Source organism: Actinacidiphila alni, from assembly GCF_900112845.1.
Lineage (GTDB): Bacteria > Actinomycetota > Actinomycetes > Streptomycetales > Streptomycetaceae > Actinacidiphila > Actinacidiphila alni.
Window position 1 is genome coordinate 141,856 of record NZ_FONG01000006.1, and the last position, 19,980, is coordinate 161,835.

At 75.5% G+C, this 19,980-nt stretch carries 2 protein-coding genes and 1 pseudogene; all 3 read left to right on the plus strand.

Translation table 11 applies throughout. From position 1 onward, the window contains the following. Window positions 1-18: 18 nt before the first annotated feature. Window positions 19-5,481, plus strand: a pseudogene (locus tag BM076_RS12195) (SDR family NAD(P)-dependent oxidoreductase); the annotation flags it as partial. 119 nt (window positions 5,482-5,600) lie between these two features. Next, complete coding sequence (locus BM076_RS12200) at window positions 5,601-10,709, plus strand: type I polyketide synthase (RefSeq protein ID WP_093713493.1); 5,109 nt, start codon at window positions 5,601-5,603, stop codon at window positions 10,707-10,709. A gap of 12 nt (window positions 10,710-10,721) precedes the next feature. Continuing rightward, entirely contained in the window at window positions 10,722-19,925 is a 9,204-nt protein-coding gene (locus BM076_RS38175; RefSeq protein WP_093713494.1) for a type I polyketide synthase, read from the plus strand. The last annotated feature ends 55 nt before the right edge of the window (window positions 19,926-19,980 follow it).

The following is a 19,980-nucleotide window of genomic DNA, read 5'->3' on the forward strand; positions in this document are numbered from 1 at the left end:
CTTCGCGAATATCTGAAGAAGGTCGTCGGCGACCTGAGCGACGCCCGGCAGCGGCTGACCGAGGCCGACGACCGGGAGCACGAGCCGATCGCCGTGATCGGCATCGGCTGCCGCTACCCCGGCGGGGTGGCCGCCCCCGAGGACCTGTGGGAGCTGGTGGACTCCGGCACCGACGCCACGAGCCCGTTCCCGACCGACCGCGGCTGGGACCTGGACAAGCTCTTCGACCCGGACCCCGACACCCCCGGCACCAGTTACAGCCGCCGCGGCGCCTTCCTGCACGACGCCGGCGACTTCGACGCCCCCTTCTTCCGGATCAGCCCGCGGCACGCGCTGAGCACCGACCCGCACCACCGGCTGTTCCTGGAAGCGACCTGGGAGTCCTTCGAGCGGGCCGGTCTCGACCCGGCGACGCTGCGCGGCAGCGACACGGGTGTGTGGGCCGGGATGATGTACGAGTTCTACTCGGCGCGCTTCCTGGGCGGCGTGCCCGAGGAGGTCGACGGCTCGCTGCTGGTGGCGAGCACGCCGAGCATGCTGTCCGGCCGGGTGTCGTACAGCTTCGGCCTCGAAGGCCCCTCGGTCACCCTGGACACCGCCTGCTCCTCCTCGCTGGTCGCGGTCCACCAGGCCGTGCGGTCGCTGCGCGGCGGCGAGTGCTCGCTCGCGGTGGCGGGCGGCGTGACGGTGATGGCCGAGCCCGATCTCTTCGCGGAGTTCTCCCGGCAGCGCGGCCTTGCCCCCGACGGGCGGTGCAAGCCGTTCTCGGCGGACGCCGACGGCACGGTGTGGGGCGAGGGCTGCGGTGTCCTGCTGCTGGAGCGGCTGTCGGACGCGCGGCGCAACAACAGGCCGGTGTACGGCGTGATCCGCGGCACCGCCGTCAATCAGGACGGCGCGAGCAACGGCCAGACCGCGCCCAACGGCCGTGCCCAGGAACGGGTGATCGCGCAGGCGCTGGCCGACGCGCGGCTCGCGCCCCGCGACATCGACGCGGTCGAGGCGCACGGCACCGCGACCCCGCTCGGCGACCCGATCGAGGCGAACGCGCTGCTGTCGGCGTACGGCAAGGACCGGGACGCCGAACGGCCGCTGCTGCTCGGCTCGATCAAGTCCAACATCGGGCACACGCAGGCCGCGGCCGGCGTCGGCGGCATGATCAAGATGATGCTGGCGATGCGGCACGGCAAGCTGCCGCGCACCCTCAACATCGGCACCCCGACCCCGCGCGTGGACTGGTCGACGGGCACCGTACGGCTGTTGACGGACGAGGAGCCGTGGCAGCCGCGGACGGACGCGCCGCGCCGGGCCGCCGTGTCGTCCTTCGGGATCAGCGGCACCAACGCGCACGTCATCCTGGAGGAGCCGGTCACCGACGACGTGCCGGTCACCGACGACGCACCGGTCACCGACGACACACCGGCCGCCGGCGAGGCTTCGAGTGCCCCGCTGGCGTGGGTGCTCAGCGCCCGCGGCGCCGACGCGCTGCGCGGCCAGGCCGACCGGCTCGGCCGGCATGTCGCCGCCGACCCGGCGCTGCGCCCGGTCGACGTCGCCTACTCACTGGCCACCACCCGGGTCCGCTTCGACCACCGCGCGGTGGTCGTCGGCCGCGACCGGGACGAACTCCTGGACCGGCTGGACGGTTTCGCGCACGGCAGGGACGGCTCGCCGGTCACCGCGGGCGTCGCGTCCGGCACCGCCAGGACCGTCTTCCTCTTCACCGGACAGGGCGGCCAGCAGCCGGGCATGGGCCGCGGACTGTACGAGGTCTTCCCGGTCTTCGCCGCCGCGCTGGACGAGGTGTGCGCGGCGCTCGACCCGTACCTGGACCGGCCGCTGCGCGAGGTGATGTGGGCGCAGGGCGGCACTCCGGAGGCCGCGGAACTGGACCGGACCTGCTACACGCAGCCCGCGCTCTTCGCCTACCAGGTGGCCGCCTTCCGGCTGCTGGGCTCGCTGGGCCTGGCCCCCGACCGGGTCGCGGGGCACTCCGTCGGCGAGATCGCCGCCGCGCACGTGGCCGGCGTCTGGGATCTGGCGGACGCCGCCCGTATGGTCGCCTGCCGCTCCCGGCTGATGCAGCAACTCCCCTCCGGCGGCGCGATGTTCGCGATCTCCGCGACGGCCGAGGAGGTCGCGGGGACGCTCGCGGGCAAGGAGCACCTGGCGCAGATCGCCGCAGTCAACAGCCCCGGTGACGTGGTGGTCTCCGGCGACGAGGAGACGGCCGCCGCCGTCGCCGCGCACTGGGCGGAACAGGGCCGCCGCACCAAGCAACTGACGGTCAGTCACGCCTTCCACTCGCCGCTGATGGAGCCGATGCTCGACGCCTTCGGGGCGGAGCTGGAACGGATCACCTTCCGGCAGCCGGTGCTCGGCCACGCCGTCAACCTCGGCGCGGACCGGGAGTGGACGGACCCCGCGTACTGGACCGACCAGGTCCGCAGGGCCGTCGGCTTCGCCGACATGACCGCCCGGCTGGACGCGGCGGGCACCGACGTCTACCTGGAGATCGGGCCGCGCCCGGTGCTCTCCGGCATGGTCCGCGCCTGCCTGCCCGACAGCAAGGCCGTCGTGACCGCCGTCGCGCGCCGCACGCTGCCCGAGCCCGAGGGGCTGCTGACCGCGCTCGCCGAGGCGTACGCAGCCGGCGCGCCCGCCGACTGGAGCGCCGCCGCCCCCGGCGGCCGGCCCGTGGAGCTGCCCACCTACGCCTTCGACCACAGCCGCTACTGGCTGCTGCGCACCCCGCCGCGCGCCGACGCGCAGGCGCTCGGCCTGACCGAGCTGGCGCACCCGCTGCTGAACGCGGCCGTCACCGTCGCCGACGGCGGCCTGGTCGCGACCGGCCGGCTCACCGCCGACGAGCTGCCCTGGCTCGCCGACCACGCCGTGGCCGGCGCGGCGATCGTGCCGGGCACCGCGCTGCTCGACATGGTCGTGGAGGCCGGGGTGCGGGCCGGTTACGACCGGGTCGAGGAGCTGACTTTCGAGGCGCCGATGCCGCTGCCGGTCACCGGCGCGCTGGACCTCCAGGTCACCGTCGGCGCCGACGGATCGGTCGGGGTGCACGCCCGGCGGTCCGGCGAGGAGGGCTGGACCCGGCACGCCGCGGGCAGCCTGGCCGCGGGACCCGGCGACCCGGACGGCTGCGCCTGGGCCGCCGCGTGGCCGCCCGCCGGTGCGACACCGGTCGACCTGGACGCCGTCTACGAGCGGCTGTCCGGCCTCGGTTACGGCTACGGCCCGGCCTTCCGCGGACTGCGCGGCGCCTGGCGGACCGCTACCGAACTCTTCGCCGAGGTCGAAGTCCCGGACAGCGCCCGCACCGAGGGCTTCGGGCTGCACCCGGTGCTGCTGGACTCGGCCTTCCACCCCTACGCGGCCGAGGGCGAAGGGGACGAGCTGCGGCTGCCGTTCGTCTTCCGCGGGGTCCGTCCCGCCGCCGTCGGCGCGTCCGCGCTGCGGGTCCGTATCGTCACCGAGAGCGCCGACCAGCTGTCGCTGACCGCCGCCGACGAGAACGGCGGACTGGTCCTGGAGGCCCGCGACATGCGGGTACGGGCCGTCCCCGCGGCCGCGATGCGGGCGCTGGCGGGCAGCGCGGCGGCCCCCGAGGGCTACTTCGGCCTGGAGTGGACCGAGACGCCGCTGACCGCCACAAGTCCCGGCACCTGGGCGGCGCTCGGCGCCCCCGTCGCCGAACTCCCGCTGTACGCCGACGCCGACGCGCTGGCCGCGTCCGGGGCCCGGCACGATCACGTACTCCTCGACTGCGAGGCGCTCTCCGTCACGGCGGGCGCCGAACTGCCGGACGCCGTACGGGAGGTGACCGGGCAGGTGCTCGGGCTGCTCCAGCGGTGGGCGGCGGAGCCGGCCTTCGCCGCCTCCCGGCTGGTGCTCGCCCTCGACCCCGGTTCGCTGCGCACCGCGGGTGTGTGGGGTCTGGTGCGGGCGGCGCAGGCGGAACACCCCGGGCGTTTCCTGCTCGCGGGCGCCGCGGGCGGCATCGGCCCGGTGCTGGCCGGGCAGAGCCGGGCGGGCGCGCTGCTGGCCGCGGCGGCCGACGCCGACGAGCCGCAGGTGCTGCTCGCCGACGGCGGCCGGGTGCTGGTGCCGCGGGTCGCCCGCCGGGTGCCCGCGCCCGCCGTGGAGCCGGCCTTCGGTGACGGCACGGTGCTGGTCACCGGCGGTACGGGCGCGCTGGGCGCGCTGGTGGCGCGCCGGCTGGTCGGGCGCTTCGGCGTACGGCACCTGCTGCTGACCTCGCGGCGCGGCCCCGACGCCCCGGGCGCGGCCGAACTGGCCGCGGAGCTGGGCGAGTCGGGCGCCAGCGTACGGATCGCGGCGTGCGACGCAGCGGACCGCGCGGAGCTGACCGCGCTGCTGGCCTCGGTGCCGGACGCGCATCCGCTGACGGGTGTGCTGCACGTGGCCGGGGTGCTGGACGACGGGCTGCTCGCGGGCCAGTCGCCGCAGCGGCTGGCGGCGGTGCTGCGGCCCAAGGCGGACGCGGCCTGGCTGCTGCACGAGCTGACCGCCGGCCTGCCGCTGGCCGCCTTCGTCCTCTTCTCCTCCGTCGCGGGTGTGCTGGGCAACGCCGGGCAGACCACGTACGGCGCCGCCAACACCTTCCTCGACGCGCTCGCCGTCCACCGCAGGGCGGCCGGGCTGCCCGCGGTCTCCGCGGCCTGGGGCCTGTGGTCGACGGCGGGCATGGGCGCCACGCTCAGCGCCGCCGACGAGGCGCGGCTCGCCCGGATCGGCGTCGCGCCGCTGGACGAGGCGCAGGGCACCGGCCTGCTGGACACCGTGCTCACCGACCCCGACGCCGAGGCCGCCGTCGTGGCGTCCCGCTGGAGCCTGAGCGGGCTGCGCGGCGCGCTGGACTCCGGCGAGCGGATCCCGCAGATCCTGCGCGGCCTGGTCCGCGCCGGCCGGCGCACCGCCGAGGGCGGCGCCCGGCAGACCACGGGAAGGACCGGGGGCGGGCTGGCCACGGCGCTCGACGGTCTCACCGGCGATGCCGCGACGCTCGCGGTCGTCACCGCCGTACGCCGCCATGTGGCCGCGGTCCTCGCGCACGGCGCGCCGGACTCCCTCGACCCCGACCTCCCCTTCATCGACCTCGGCTTCGACTCGCTGACCGCGGTCGAACTGCGCAATCGGCTCCAGGCGGACTCCGGTCTCGACCTGGCTCCGACGCTCGTCTTCGACCACCCGACCATCGGCGCGCTGGCCGGGCATCTGGCCGCCGCGCTGGTCCCGGCCCCGAAGGATGACGTGAGTGCCATGGAAGAAGCCCTCGCCCGGATCACCGGCGAACTCAGCTCGGCGGCGCCCGCGTTGCGGGACCGCATGGTCGTAGCCCTCCAGGAGGCCCTGGGCCGCCTCGGGGTGCCGATGGAATCCCCCACCGCGGCGCTGGACGGGGCCTCCGACGAGGAGATCTTCGCCTTCATCGACGCGCAGCCCTGAGCGCGGGCCGAGCGCGTGCCCGGGTTCCGGCCCGGGCACGGCCCCGGCCACCGCGTACCGCGCATCCCCGTCCACGAACCGGTTCACCCATCGGCTGAGGAAAAGGCAGAGGCAGGAAGATGGCAGGCGAGGACAGACTCCGCGAATACCTCAAGAAGGCCACGGTCGACCTGGGTGACGCCAGGCGCCGGCTGGCCGAGGCACAGGCGCAGACGCACGAGCCGATCGCGGTCGTCGGCATGTCGTGCCGCTTCCCCGGCGCCGGTTCGGTCGACGCCTACTGGGACCTGCTCGACCAGGGCAGGTCCGCGGTCCTGGACGAGGTGCCCGGCGGGCGCTTCGACCTGACGCCGCACGTCGAGAACGACGGCGTCTACACCACGCGCGGCGCGTTCCTGGAGGACGTGGCGGGCTGGGACGCGCAGTTCTTCGGCAGCTCCCCGCAGGAGGCGCTGCGGATGGACCCGCAGCAGCGGCTGCTGATGGAGCTGACGTGGGAGGCGCTGGAGGACGCGGGCACACCGCCGCCGAGCCTGGCCGGCAGCCGCACCGCGGTGATGGTCGGCTTCTCCGACATCCTCCAGTACCTGCGGCTGGAACAGGCCGACGAGGGCCAGGGGGTGCTGCGCGACCCGTACGGCGGGCAGGGCGGTTCCGCCAGTGTCGTGGCCGGCCGGCTCGCGTACCACTTCGACCTGCGCGGCCCCGCGGCCACGCTGGACACCGCCTGCTCGTCGTCGCTGGTCGCGGTCCACCAGGCCGGTACGGCGCTGCGCCGCGGCGAGTGCGACCTCGCGGTGGCCGGCGGCGCCTTCCTGCTGCTGCACACCGACATGTACGTCAACGCCTGCGCCACCTCGATGCTCGCGCCCGACGGGATGTGCAAGACCTTCGACGAGAGCGCCGACGGCTATGTGCTCGGCGAGGGCGCGGGGGTCGTCGTCCTGGAGCGGCTGTCCGACGCCGTACGGGCCGGGCACCGGGTGCACGCCGTCATCCGCGGCAGCGCCGTCAATCAGGACGGTCGCAGCAACGGCCTGACCGCGCCCAGCCGGGGCGCCCAGGTGGACGTCATCCGGCGGGCGCTGACCGCCGCGCGGGCGACACCCGACGACATCGCCTACGTCGAGGCGCACGGCTCCGGCACCAAGCTCGGCGACGCCATCGAACTGGGCGCCCTCACCGATGTGTTCGGCCGCCGGCCGGAGGAACGCCCGCTGCACGTGGGCGCGGTGAAGACCAACATCGGCCACACCCAGGCCGCCGCCGGCATGGCGGGCCTCATCAAGGCCGTGCTCGCCCTCAAGCACCGCACGGTGCCCCGCAACCTCAACATGACCACGCCCTCCGAGACCGCCCTCGCCGCGGGCGCCCTCCGCCCGGCCGCCGGTCCCCGTCCGCTCCCGGCGGACGAGACGCTGCCGCAGCTGGTCGGCGTCAGCTCCTTCGGCTGGTGCGGGACGAACGCGCACGTGGTGCTCGGCGCGGCGGACGGGACGGGTCCGGCGTCCGCGCCGGGCGCGGGGGTGACGGTCGGCGGTGCGGAGAAGGCCGCCGGTGCCAATGATTCGGACGGCGGCCCGTCGCCGCGCGAGGCCAACGCCCTTTCAGGTGCAGCCGGTTCGGGTGCCGCGTTCGGTGCACCCGAACTGCTGCCGGTGTCCGCCGCCGACCAGGACGCGCTCGGGGCGCGGCTGACGGCGCTGGCCGGGGCGGCCGGCGGGACCGGACTCGGGGACCTGGCGTACACCTTGCAGAGCGGGCGGGCCGGGCTGGAATTCCGCCGGGCCGTGGTGGCCGACGACGCCGCCGGGGCCGCGGCGGCGATGGCGGACGGCGGCCCCGGGGTACGGCGGGTGAAGGGCCGGCCGAAGGTCGCCTATCTGCTGCCCGGCACCGGCGACCACTACCGGGGCATGGCCCGCGAACTGCACGGTACGGAACCGGTGTTCGCCGCCGCGGTCGAGGAGTGCCTGGGTCTGGCGGCGGAGCGCTGCGGCGCGGACCTGCGCGAGGCGCTGCTCGGCGAGGTCGAGCAGGCACCCGCGGGCGGCGGCTTCATGACGCGGCCCGGCAGCGGTCCCGACCCCGCCGACGACCCGGACAGCCACGCCGAGATCGCGCACCTGTCGCTGTTCACCGTGGAGTACGCGCTGGCGCGGCTGCTGGCGGACCGCGGGGTGCGGCCGGATCTGCTGATCGGCTACAGCCTCGGCGAGTACGTCGCCGCGACGCTGGCCGGGGTCTTCGAACTCTCCGACGCGCTGGGGCTGGTGGCCACCCGTGCCCGGCTGATCGAGGCGGCGCCCGCGGGCCGGATGCTCGCGGTGGCCGCCGACGCCGAACGGGTCGCGGCCGAACTGGCCGCCTGCGGCGCCCCGGTGGACGTCGCCGCCGCCAACGGCCCCACCATGACGGTGGTCAGCGGCGCGCCCGAGGCGGTGGAGACCGCCGCCCGACACCTTGCCGAACAGGGCGTCGCCGCACGGCAGTTGCGCTCAGCGCACCCCTTCCACTCGGCGCTGCTCGCACCGGCCCGCGAGGCGCTGGCGGCGGCTGTCGCCGCCGTCCCGCGGCAGGCGCCGCGCGTCACGGTCGTCTCCAATGTCACCGGCGCCCCGCTCACCGCCGAGCAGGCCGCCGACCCCGGCTACTGGGCCGACCACCTGACCAGCCCGGTGCGCTTCGCGGACGGCCTGGCGGCCTGCGCGGAGCTGGGCGTGGACGGCTATGTGGAGCTGGGCCCGGGCCAGACGCTCGGCGGTCTGCTGCGGCAGAACGACAGCGGCGCCGCCGTCACCGTGCTGGGCACCCTCCCGGCCCGGTGGTCGGCCGGCGGCGTCTGCGACGACCGCACCCGGCTGCTGGAGACCTGCGGCCGGCTGTGGGAGCTGGGCGTGGCCCTGGACTGGGCGGCGCTGCGCGGCGACCGGCCGGGCACGCTGGTCGGGTTGCCCAACTACCCCTTCCAGCGCACCCGTTACTGGCCGCGTACGGGTACGGGTACGGCTTCGACCACTGCGGCGGCCGGTACGCCCGGCGCCGTACGGCCCGACGACTACTGCTACGCGCCGTCCTGGCAGCAGGACGTCACCTCGCCCGCGCCGGTCGCCGCAGAACCGACCGCGCCCGTGCTGGTGTTCGGCGAGGGCGACGGCACCGGTTCCGTCGGTTCCCGCCTCGCGGACCTGCTGGCGGCCGACGGCGCACCCGTCACCGAGGTAGTGCCCGGAGCCGGCTGGCGGCGCGAGGGGCGCCGGGTCGTCATCGACCCGGCCGACCCCGAGCAGTACCGCCGCGTCGTCGCGGAGGCCCAGGCCGGTACGGAGGGGCCGCTGCGCGTCGTCCACCTGTGGAGCCTGCGCGAGCCCGCCCGTACGCCGCTGTTCGCGGACGACGCCGAGCTGGTCCGCGCGGTACGGCTCGGCTTCGACAGCCTGCTGCTGACCGTGCAGGCGCTCGCCGGTCCCGCTGCCGAGCGCGGGGTGCGGCTGCTGACCGTGACCGCGGGCGCCGCCCAGGTGCACGGCGGCGACTGCACCGCGCCGGACCGCGCCCTGGCCCACGGCTTCGCCCGTATCGCCCACGCCGAACAGCCCGGCACCGCCTGGCGCGGCGTCGACCTCGACCCGGCCTCCCCCGCCGGCCTCTCGGCCGCCCACCTCGCCGAGGAGGTCGCCCACCGCGACTGGCACCCCGCCGACCCCGCCACCACCCCGTCCCTGATCGCCTGGCGCTCCGCCCGCCGCCACCTGAAGGACTGGCGCCTGGTGCCCCTGCCCGCGCCCCCCGCGGGGACCGACACCACGACCTCGATCGCGGCAGGGGCCGACCGTACGAGCGGCACCACGCCCCCGGCCGGGACCGGCCGCACGGCCGACCGCACGCCCGCGAACTTCGTCCGCGCCGACGCGACCACCGGCGCCACAGGTCCGGTTGACGCCACCGGCACCGTCCCGGCCGGGGCCGACCGCACGCAGGACGGCACGCCCGGCGGCAGCGCCGGCGCCTTCCCCGTCCGCGCCGACGGCGCGTATCTGGTCACCGGCGGGACCCGCGGTCTGGGCCTCGGGGTGGCGCGGGAGCTCGTACGGTCCGGGGCCCGGCGGCTGGCGCTGGTCGGGCGGACCGATCTGCGGGCCGCCGCGGTGGCGGAGCCGGACGGGGCAGCGGCGCAAAGTCTGCGTGACGTCGCGGAGTTGGAGGCGGCGGGCGCCGAGGTGCTGCTGCTGACCGCGGACGTCGGCGAGCCGGCGCAGCTGCGGGCGGCGGTCCGGGCGTGCCGGGAGCGGTTCGGCACGCTGACCGGTGTGCTGCACGCGGCGGGTGTCGCGGCGGGCGGCATGGCCGTACGGCTGACGCCCGCGACCGCCCGGAAGGTGCTGGCGCCCAAGGTGCTGGCGATGGGCCCGCTGGCCGAACTCGTCGGCCCGGGAACACCGGCCGAGCAGCGGCCCGAGCTGATCGTCCTCTACTCCTCCGCCGTCAGCGTCTTCGGCGGCCTCGGCGAGGGCGACTACAGCGCCGCCAACACCGTCCTGGACGCCTACGGCGCCGCGCTCGCCGACGCCGCCGCGCCCGCCACGCGGGTGCTGAGCGTCGCCTGGGGACCGTGGCGGCACGACGCCTGGCAGGCCGAGGCGGGCGGCGGGGCACTGGCCGAGCGGGTGCGCGAGCACCGCGCGGCGTACGGCTTCTCCGAGGCCGGCGGCAACGCCCTGCTCGGCCGTCTTGCGGGCGCCGCCCGCGGCAGCCTGATGGCGGTGCGGATGCCGATCGCCGAGGGGCTGCGCGAGTGGGCGGGCCTGACCGACCTGGACGCGCTGGTCGCGGCGGGCACGCCCGCCGACACCGAACGGCCGCGCTTCCCGCGACCGCGGCTGCGGACCGAATTCGCGGCCCCGCGCACCGAGTTGGAGACGGTGATCGCCGACAGCTGGGGTCGCCACCTCGGCATCGACGGCATCGGGGTGCACGACCCGTTCTTCGACCTGGGCGGCAACTCCCTGGTCGGCATGGCGATGGTCGCCGACATCGAGAAACGGCTCGACCGCAGGATCGCCCCGGCCGTCCTGTTCGAACACCCCACGGTCGCCGCCTTCGCGGCGGCACTCGACGGCGGTACGGCCCGGCCGACCGCCACCACCACAGCACGCGACTCCGGCCTCGCCCGGGGCGAGAGACGGCGCCGCGCCCGCGGTGCCCAGCCTTCCACGACCCGGAACTAGGAGGACGGATCCATGCCACGCATACCCACCGAGGTGTCACCGATGGACATCGCCATCGTCGGCCTCGCAGGGCGGTTCCCCGGCGCCGCCGACGTCACGGAACTCTGGTCCGCGCTGCGCGACGGCCGCTCGGGCATCACCCGCTTCACCGACGACCAGCTGCGCGCCGCCGGTGTGACGCAGGAACTGATCGACGACCCCGCCTACGTCAAGGCGGGCGCCCGGATCGACGGGATCGACCGCTTCGACGCGGACTTCTTCGGGATCAACCCGAAGGAGGCGCAGATCCTCGACCCGCAGCACCGACTCTTCCTGGAGCACAGCTGGCACGCGCTGGAGGACGCGGGCTGCGACCCGGCGAGCTTCGACGGCTCGATCGGTGTCTTCGCCGGCTGCGCCATCAGCACGTATCTGACCCGGAACGTGGCGCCGTCCGGCATCGGCCGCAGCGTCGGCGAACTGACCGTCGGCCTGGCCAACGACAAGGACTCCCTCACTCTGCGGGTCGCCCACACCCTGGGCCTTTCCGGCCCGGCCTACGGCATCCAGAGCTACTGCTCGACGTCCCTGGTCGCGGTGTGCGCCGCCGCCACCAGCCTGGCCGCCTTCGAGTGCGACCTCGCGCTGGCCGGCGGCGCCGCGATCGGCGTCCCGGACGACACCGGCTACCTGTACCAGCCGGGCGGCATCAGCTCCCCGGACGGCGAGTGCCGCGCCTTCGACGCCTCGGGCCAGGGCAGCCTGGTCGGCAACGGCGTCGGTGTGGTGGCGCTGCGCCGGCTGTCCGACGCGCTCGACGACGGCGACCAGGTGTACGCGGTGATCCGCGGCTGGGCCGTCAACAACGACGCGGGCCGCAAGGTCGGTTTCACCGCGCCGGGCGTCAGCGGCCAGGCCGAGGTGATCGCCGAGGCGCTCGCCGCGACCGGTCTCGAACCGGAGGACATCGACTACATCGAGGCGCACGGCACCGGCACCGCGCTCGGCGACGCGGCCGAACTGGCCGCACTCCAGCAGGTGTTCGACGGCAAGGAGGTGCTGATCGGCTCGGTCAAGACCAATGTCGGGCACCTGGACCGCGCGGCCGGTGTGACCGGCCTGATCAAGACGGCGCTGTCGCTGCACCACGGTGAGATCCCGGCGACCCGCAACTACACGGCGCCGAACCCGCAGTTGGAGTCCGGTTCGGCCCGGCTGACGGTGCTGACGGAGCGTCACCCGTGGCCGCAGGGCGAGCGGGTGCGCCGGGCGGGCGTCAGCGCTTTCGGTATCGGCGGCACCAACGCCCATGTGATCCTGGAGGAGGCGCCGCCGCTGGCCGCCCGCAGCGGTGAGCCCGGCGCGGGCCGCCGCAGCGAGCTGCTGGTGTGGTCGGCGCGGACCGCCGAGGCGGCCGACGAGGCGACCGCCAATCTGACGGCGCACCTGGACACCGTGGACGACGCGGACACCACGCTCGGCGCCGGTCTCGCCGATGTCGCCTACACGCTCCAGACCGGGCGGCGGCGCTTCGCGCACCGGCGCGCGCTGGTCGCGGACTCGGCGGCCGGCGCGGCGCGCGAGCTGCGTGCCGGGTCCGCGATCGGGCGGGCCGACGGTACGACGGAGCGCCCGGTCGCCTTCCTGCTGACCGGCACCGCGGAGCCGTATCCGGCCGCGGCGGCCGAACTCTACGACTGCGAGCCGGCGTTCCGGGCCGCGCTCGACGAGTGCCGGGCCGCCGCCCAGGCGGTCGGCGGCGCGCCGCTCGCCGGGCTGCTGGCGCCCGACCGGACCGGCGGCGGCGACCAGGACGGCCACCGTGCCTTCGCCGTCGGCTACGCGCTCGCCGCGCTGGTCCGCTCCTGGGGCGTCGAGCCGGGTGCCGTTCTCGGGCACGGGGTCGGCGAATACGTCGCCGGGTGCCTGACCGGGGTCTTCTCCCTCCAGGACGCCTTCCGGCTGCTGCGGCTGCGCGCCGAGGGCGGCGCGGGTGACGCGATCGCGCTCGCCGCGCCCACCACGACGCTGCTCTCCGCCGCGACCGGCGGCGCCCTCACCGCGGCCGAGGCCACCGACCCGGCGCACTGGACCGGCCCGCGCTCCGGCGGGGACGACGGGCGCGACGCCGCCTTCGACGCGCTGCTCGCGCTCGGCGACCACGCGCTGCTGGAAATCGGTGACGGCTCTCTCGGGGACGCCCTGCGCGCCCATGTCTCCTTCACCGCCGGCCACGGCGACCTCCTGGTCCCCGCGGTCCCCGGCGGCGACGACCCCCGCGAGGCGGGCACCGTCCTCGCCGAGGCCATCGGCCGCCTCTGGCTGACCGGCGTCGACATCGACTGGTCCGGCTACCACCAGGGCCGCGACGTGCTCCGCACGAAGCTCCCCGGCTACCCCTTCCAGCGTTCCCGCTACTGGATCGACGCCCCGACCGCTGCCGCTCAGGCCCCCACGACCCCGACCCGCACTGTCGCCTCAGCCGGCAACGTCACTACGGCGCCGGACTCGGCGGACCACGTCCAGCTGCTGGACCGGGTGTGGACCCCTGCGGGGGGCAGCTCCACTACGGCCGAGCCGAAATCGGCCGGTGGGCCCGTCACCGGGCGGTTCCTGGTGTACGCGGACGCGGGTGGGGTTGCCGATGCGCTGGCCGGGCGGCTGCGGGGCAGCGGCGCCGAGGACGTGACCGTACGGTCGGGTGCGGGTGCCGGTGCGGGTGATGTTCCCGACGGGGACGGTCAGTTGACCGTGGTCGTGCTGTCCGCGCTGGACGCGGACGGGGTGGACGCCGATCCGGCGCGGGTCGTGCTGGATGTGTCGCGGGTGATCGCCGCGCATGGCGACGCCGCCGGGGTCGTCGTGGTGACGCGCGGCGGGCAGACGGTTGGTGCGGGCGAGCGGGCGGTGCCCGCGCAGGCCGCGGTGGCCGTGCTGCCGGTGGTGGCGGGGCAGGAGTACCCGGGGCTCGACGCCCGGGGCATCGACCTCGACCCGGCGGACGGCCCGGCGGAGGCGGCGGCGCAGGTCGCGGCCGAACTCGCCCTGGCCGAGGGCCCGGTGCTCACCGCCTACCGGGGCGGACGGCGCCACACCCCCGGCTACCGGCCGCTCGACAGCGCCGACAGCGGCACGGCCGCGGATGCCCCGGTCCGGCCGGGTGGCGGGACCGACGCCGTCGCCGACGACACGGCCGTGGTCGTGCCCGGCGGAAGCTACCTGATCACCGGCGGCCTCGGCGACGTGGGCCTGATGGTCGCGGAGCACCTGATCCGCGACGGCGCCGGGCGCGTGGTGCTGGCCGGCCGCACCGGCCTGCCGGCCGACCCCGCCGACCCGCGCCGCCAGGCGGTCGTCCGGCTGCGCGCCCTCGGCGCGGACGTCGAGGTCGCCCGGCTGGACGTCACCGACGCCGACGCCGTGAGCGCCCTGCTCGACGCCGAGGGCACCGCGACCGGCTTCGTGGCGGGCTTCGACGGCATCGTGCACGCGGCGGCCGACACCTCCGAGGACACCTTCCTGCCGCTGAGTGCCCTTCAGGACACCACGGTGGCACGGCACTTCGGGGCCAAGTACGAGGGCGCGCGTGTGCTGCGCGCCGCCGTCGACGGGCTCGCGGCCGACCACGCGCCGCGCTGGGTGCTGCTGTTCTCGTCCACCTCCGCGCACCTGGGCGGCCTGGCCTTCGGCAGCTACGCGGCGGCCAACGCCGCCCTCGCGGCCCTGGCGGGCCCGGGCACGGGCCCGACCCGCTGGACGTCGGCCGCCTGGGACACCTGGGCGCCGACCCTGGCCAGGGTCGAGGGCCGCACGGGCGCGTCGATGGCGGCGCACGCGATGACCGCCGAGCAGTCGCTGACGGCGCTGGACCGTGCGGTGGCCCAGCCGCTGCCGTCCGTGGTCGTGGCGGCCGGCGGCCTGACCGACCGGCTGCCCTCCCGGCCGGTGCCGGTCACCGCGGACGCGGGCGGTACGGGCGGTACGGGCGGTACGGACGACGCGGCCCCGGTGGCGTCCTTCCCCCGGCCCGACCTGCCGCAGCCGTACACCGCGCCGCTGACCGCGACCGAGCGCGAGCTGTGCGCGCTGTGGACGCAGACGCTCGGCGTCGAACCGGTCGGCACCCGCGACAATTTCTTCGACCTGGGCGGCAGTTCGCTCTTCGCCCTCCAGATGCTGGCGACCGTCAAGACCCGCTTCGGGGTGACCGTGCCGACGGTGACGCTCTTCGAGGCACCGACCGTGCACCGGCTGGCCGCCGTCCTGGACCAGGACAAGGCGCCGGCCAAGGCGCCCGCCCCGGCCCGTACGCAGTCGCCCGCACCGGCCCCCGCGCCCGTCGCGGCGCCGGCCCCGGCACCCGTACCGGCTCCGGCAGCTCAGGCTCCGGTTCCGGCTCCGGCGCCCGTCCCCGTGTCCCCGCAGCCCGTCGCCGCCCCCCGGCCGGTCGACGGCCCGGAGACCCCCGACCTGGACCGCCGTATCGCCGTCGTCGGCATGGCGGGCCGCTTCCCCGGCGCGGGCGACATCGCCGCCTTCTGGCGGAATCTGTGCGACGGCGTGGAGTCGATCCGCTTCTTCACCCCGGAGGAACTGATCGAGGCCGGTGTCGACCCGGAGACGGTCAACGACCCGGAGTACGTGCCCGCGCGCGCCGTGCTGGACGACATCAGCGGCTTCGACGCCGGCTTCTTCGGGATGAGCCCGCGGATGGCGGCGCTCACCGACCCGCAGCAGCGGCTGTTCCTGGAGGTCTGCTGGGAGGGCCTGGAGCACGCGGGCTACGCCAACGAGGCGTACCGCGACCGGATCGGCGTGTTCGGCGGCTCCAACCTGAGCACGTACCTGTTCGGCATGACCTCGCAGCTCGCCGCGGGCGACATCAGCCCGTACGAGATCATCATGAGCAACGACAAGGACGCGCTGACCACGTCCGTGTCGTACCTGTTCGACCTGCGCGGTCCGAGCGTCGCGGTGCAGACCTTCTGCTCGACCTCGCTGGTCGGCGTGCACCTGGCGGTGCAGAGCCTGCGGTCCGGCGAGTGCGAGATGGCGCTCGCGGGCGGGGTGTCGATCAGCGTCCCCGACCGGGTGGGCCACCGCCGCCAGCAGGGCGGCATGGAGTCGCACGACGGCCATGTGCGGACCTTCGACGCGCAGGCCAGCGGCTCGATGTTCGGCGACGGCGCGACCGTCGTGGTGCTGAAGCGGCTGTCGGACGCGCTGCGCGACGGCGACACCGTGCACGCGGTGATCCGCGGCTCGGCGATCAACAACGACGGCGCCCTGAAGGTGGGTTACACCGCGCCGAGCGTGGCCGGGCAGGCCCGTGTGGTGCAGGACGCGCTCGCCGACGCCCGGGTGCGCCCGGAGGACATCGGCTACGTCGAGGCGCACGGCACGGCGACCCCGATCGGCGACCCGATCGAACTGACCGCGCTGAACCGGGCGTTCGGCCCGGCCGGCGGCCCGGCGAGCATCCCGATCGGCGCGGTGAAGACCAACATCGGTCACCTCAACCACGCTTCGGGCACCGCGGGACTGATCAAGACGGTGCTGACCGTACGCGAGCGGGCCGTTCCGGCGACGCTGCACTTCACCGCGCCCAACCCGCAGATCGACTTCACCGACAGCCCCTTCTACGTCAACACGGCGCTGACCGAGTGGCCCGAGCGGGACGGCAGGCCGCGGATCGCCGGACTCAACTCGCTGGGCATGGGAGGCACCAACGTGCATGTGGTCGTGGAGGAGCCGCCGTCCCGGCGGTCGGGTCCGGGCGGCGCCGCGGGCGGCAGGCGGCACCACTTCCTGCCGGTCTCGGCCCGTACCGGGGACGCCGCCGATCAGGCGGTGCGCAATCTCGGCGAGCACCTGGCCGCCACGTCCGGCGCCGCCGTCGCCGATGTGGCGTACACCCTCCAGGTCGGCCGCAAGACCTTCGAGCACCGCAGGGCCACGGTCGTCTCCGGCGTCGAGCAGGCCGTGACGGCGCTGGCCGGCGAGGACGACGGCGCGCCGCTGACGGGCCGGGTGGAGACCGCGCACGGCCGCCCGGTGGCGTTCCTCTTCGCCGGGGTCGGCGAGCAGTATCCGGGTCTGGTCGGTGAACTGCACCGGCACGAGCCGGTGTTCCGCGCCGAGCTGGACCGCTGCCTGGCGCTGCTGGCCCCGCACCTGCCGGGCACCGACCTGGCGGGGCTGCTGACCGGCGACCGGCCGGGCGGCGGCATGGACCTGGCGGCGCTGCTGGGCCGGGCGACCGGCGCGGCCGACGACCGGGCCGCGGAGCTGGAGCGCACCGAGGTGGTGCAGCCGCTGCTGTTCGCGGTGGACTACGCGCTGGCCTCGACGCTGCTGGCCTGGGGCGCGACGCCGTCGCTGATGCTCGGCTACAGCCTCGGCGAGTACGTCGCCGCGTGCCTGGCCGGGGTGCTGTCGCTGGAGGACGCGCTGGCGCTGGTGGCGTACCGGGCGAAGCTGATCTCCGGGGTGGAGACGGGTTCGATGGCCGCGGTGCCGCTCGCGCCCGAGCAACTGCGCGACCGCTACCGGCTGGAGGCGCGCGGCCTGGACATCGCCGCGGTCAACGGCCCGCAGACCGTCGTGGTGGCCGGCCCGTCCGACGCGCTCACGACGCTCGCCGCCGACCTGGAGCGGGACGGTGTGCCCAGCCGCGCGCTGCGCACCACGCACGCCTTCCACTCCCGGATGCTGGCGCCGGTCGCCGACGAACTGACCACCTGGGTCGCGGAGAACATCACGCTGCGGGCGCCGAAGCTGCCGTACCTGTCGAATGTGACCGGCGGTGTCGCCGACGCCCGGCTGGTGCGCGACCCGGCGTACTGGGCGGCGCACATGTGCCAGCCGGTGCGGTTCGCGACGGCGGTGGAGACGCTGCTGGCCGACCCGGAGCTGGCGATGGTGGAGATCGGTCCCGGCCAGTCGCTGGGCGCGATGGTGCGCGGGGCGGGCTGCCCGCCGCAGCGCTGGCCGATGATCACCGCGACGCTGCCGGCGCAGAGCGACCCGCGCCCGGCCGACCTGGTGCTGACCGAGGCCGTCTCCCGGCTCTGGCTGACCGGTGTCGACCTGGACTGGGCGGCCTACAACGGCCGTTCGCCGCGCACCGCGGAGCTGCACGGGGACACCGCGCCCGGCAGGGTGCCGCTGCCCACGTACCCCTTCCAGCGGCAGCGCTACTGGATCGAGCAGACCCCGCTGATCGGTGCGAAGAAGGCGCCGCAGGCCGTCACCGCGTCGGGCGCCCCCGGCGTGCCGGCCACCTTCGAGGACATCGACCGGGTGCCGAAGCTGCCGGAGGAGCAGTGGGTGTGGCAGCCGGTGTGGCGGCAGACCGCCGTGCCGGCGACCGCGGGGAAGCAGCCCGCGAGCTGGCTGGTCTACGCCGACGGGTCCGAAGCCGACGCCGTACTGGACGAGTTGGTGCGGACGGCGGCGGCCGAGGAGGCGACGGTCAGTGTGGTCAGGCCGGGCGCCGGCTGGTCGGTGGACCCGGCGACGGGTTACACGGTGCGGCCGGGCAGCGCGGGTGACGCCCAGGCGGTGCTGCGCGATCTGAAACAGCGCGGGCTCGCCCTGGAGCGGGTGGTCCATCTGTGGACGCTCGCCGAACGGCCGGGCGGCACCGACGAGTCCGTGGCGTACGGTCTGCACACCTTGGTGGCGCTGACCCGCGCGGCCGGTGAACTGGGCGCTGGAGACTGGCAGTTGGACATGGTCACCGCGGGCGCCCATCAGGTGCTCGACGGCTCCGAGGTACGCCCGGAGGCGTCCACGCTGATCGGTCCGACGCTCGTGGTGCCGCTGGAGTACCCGAACGTCACCACCAGACTGCTCGATGCCGAGCCGGACACCCCGGCCGCCGCGATCGTCGCCGAACTGCGCAGGCCGCGTACGGACGCCGCCGTCGCGCTGCGCGGCAGCAGGCGGTGGGTGTGCGGGTACGACCTGCTGCCGGCGCCGGACGACGAGAGCGCCGCGGCGGTGCTGCGCGAGCGCGGGGTCTATCTGATCACCGGTGGTCTGGGCGGTATCGGCCTGGGCATGGCGGAGCACCTGGCCCGTCAATGCCGGGCCAGGCTGGTGCTGTTCGGCCGCAGGGGCCTGCCGCCGCGCGAGCGGTGGGAGGGCATCGCCGCGGGCACGGAGCCGGCCGAGGAGGCCGTACGCGACCGGGTGCGGCGCGTGCTGGCCGTCCTGGAGCTGGGCGCGGAGATCGAGATCGTGACGGGTGACGTGGCGAGCGCGGACGACGTCCGGCGTGCCGTTGACGTGGCCGGCGAGCGGTTCGGCGCGCTGCACGGCATCCTGCACACCGCCGGTGTGCCCGGCACCGGTCTGATCCAGTTCAAGGAGGCCGACGACTCCGAGATCGTCCTCGCGCCGAAAATTGCCGGCGTCCGGGCTATGGACAAAGCACTACGTATCGGTCAACCTGATGAGGTCGCACTGGACTTCCTGGTCCTGTTCTCCTCGATCACCGCGGCCACCGGCGGCGGCCCGGGCCAGGTCGACTACTGCGCGGGCAACGCGTACCTCGACGGGTACGCCGCCCAGCAGGCCGCGGCCGGCCGGCGGATCCTCTCCGTCGACTGGGGCGAGTGGACCTGGAACGCCTGGGACTCGGGCCTGTCGGGTTACGACGAGGGTCTCCAGAATTTCTTCCGCGCACACCGCGCCGCCTTCGGCATCAGCTTCGCGGAGGGCTGGCGGTCGCTGCTGCGGGCCCTGGCCTCCGGCGAGTCCCGGGTCGTGGTCTCCACGCAGGACCTGCCGACGATGGTCAGCTACAGCACCGGCTTCACCGTCGAGGCCGTGATGGCCCCGGCCGACGGCGCCGGTCAGGCAGGCGACCGGCACCCGCGGCCCGAGCTGCTGACGCCGTACCGCGAGCCGGCCGGACCCACCGAGGAGAAACTGGCCGCGGTGTGGGGCGACATGCTCAAGCTCGACAAGGTCGGCGCCCGCGACAACTTCTTCGAACTCGGCGGCAATTCCCTGCTCGGCATCGCCCTGCTGGCCGCGCTGCGCCGGGCCTTCGAAGGCGCCGAACTCCCCCCGCACATCCTCTACGAGGCCCCGACCGTCGAGGCCCTCGCCAAGGTCGTGGACGGCCCCGCCGCGGACGCGGCGCCCGTCCCGGAGCCCGACGGCCAGGAGCAGGCGCGGCTGCGCCGCTCCGGTCTGAAGACCGCCGCCCGGCGCCGCCGGAGCTGACCACCCGTCAGCAGCACGGCAGCGCAACCCCGTACGGCACCACCCGCACCAGGCC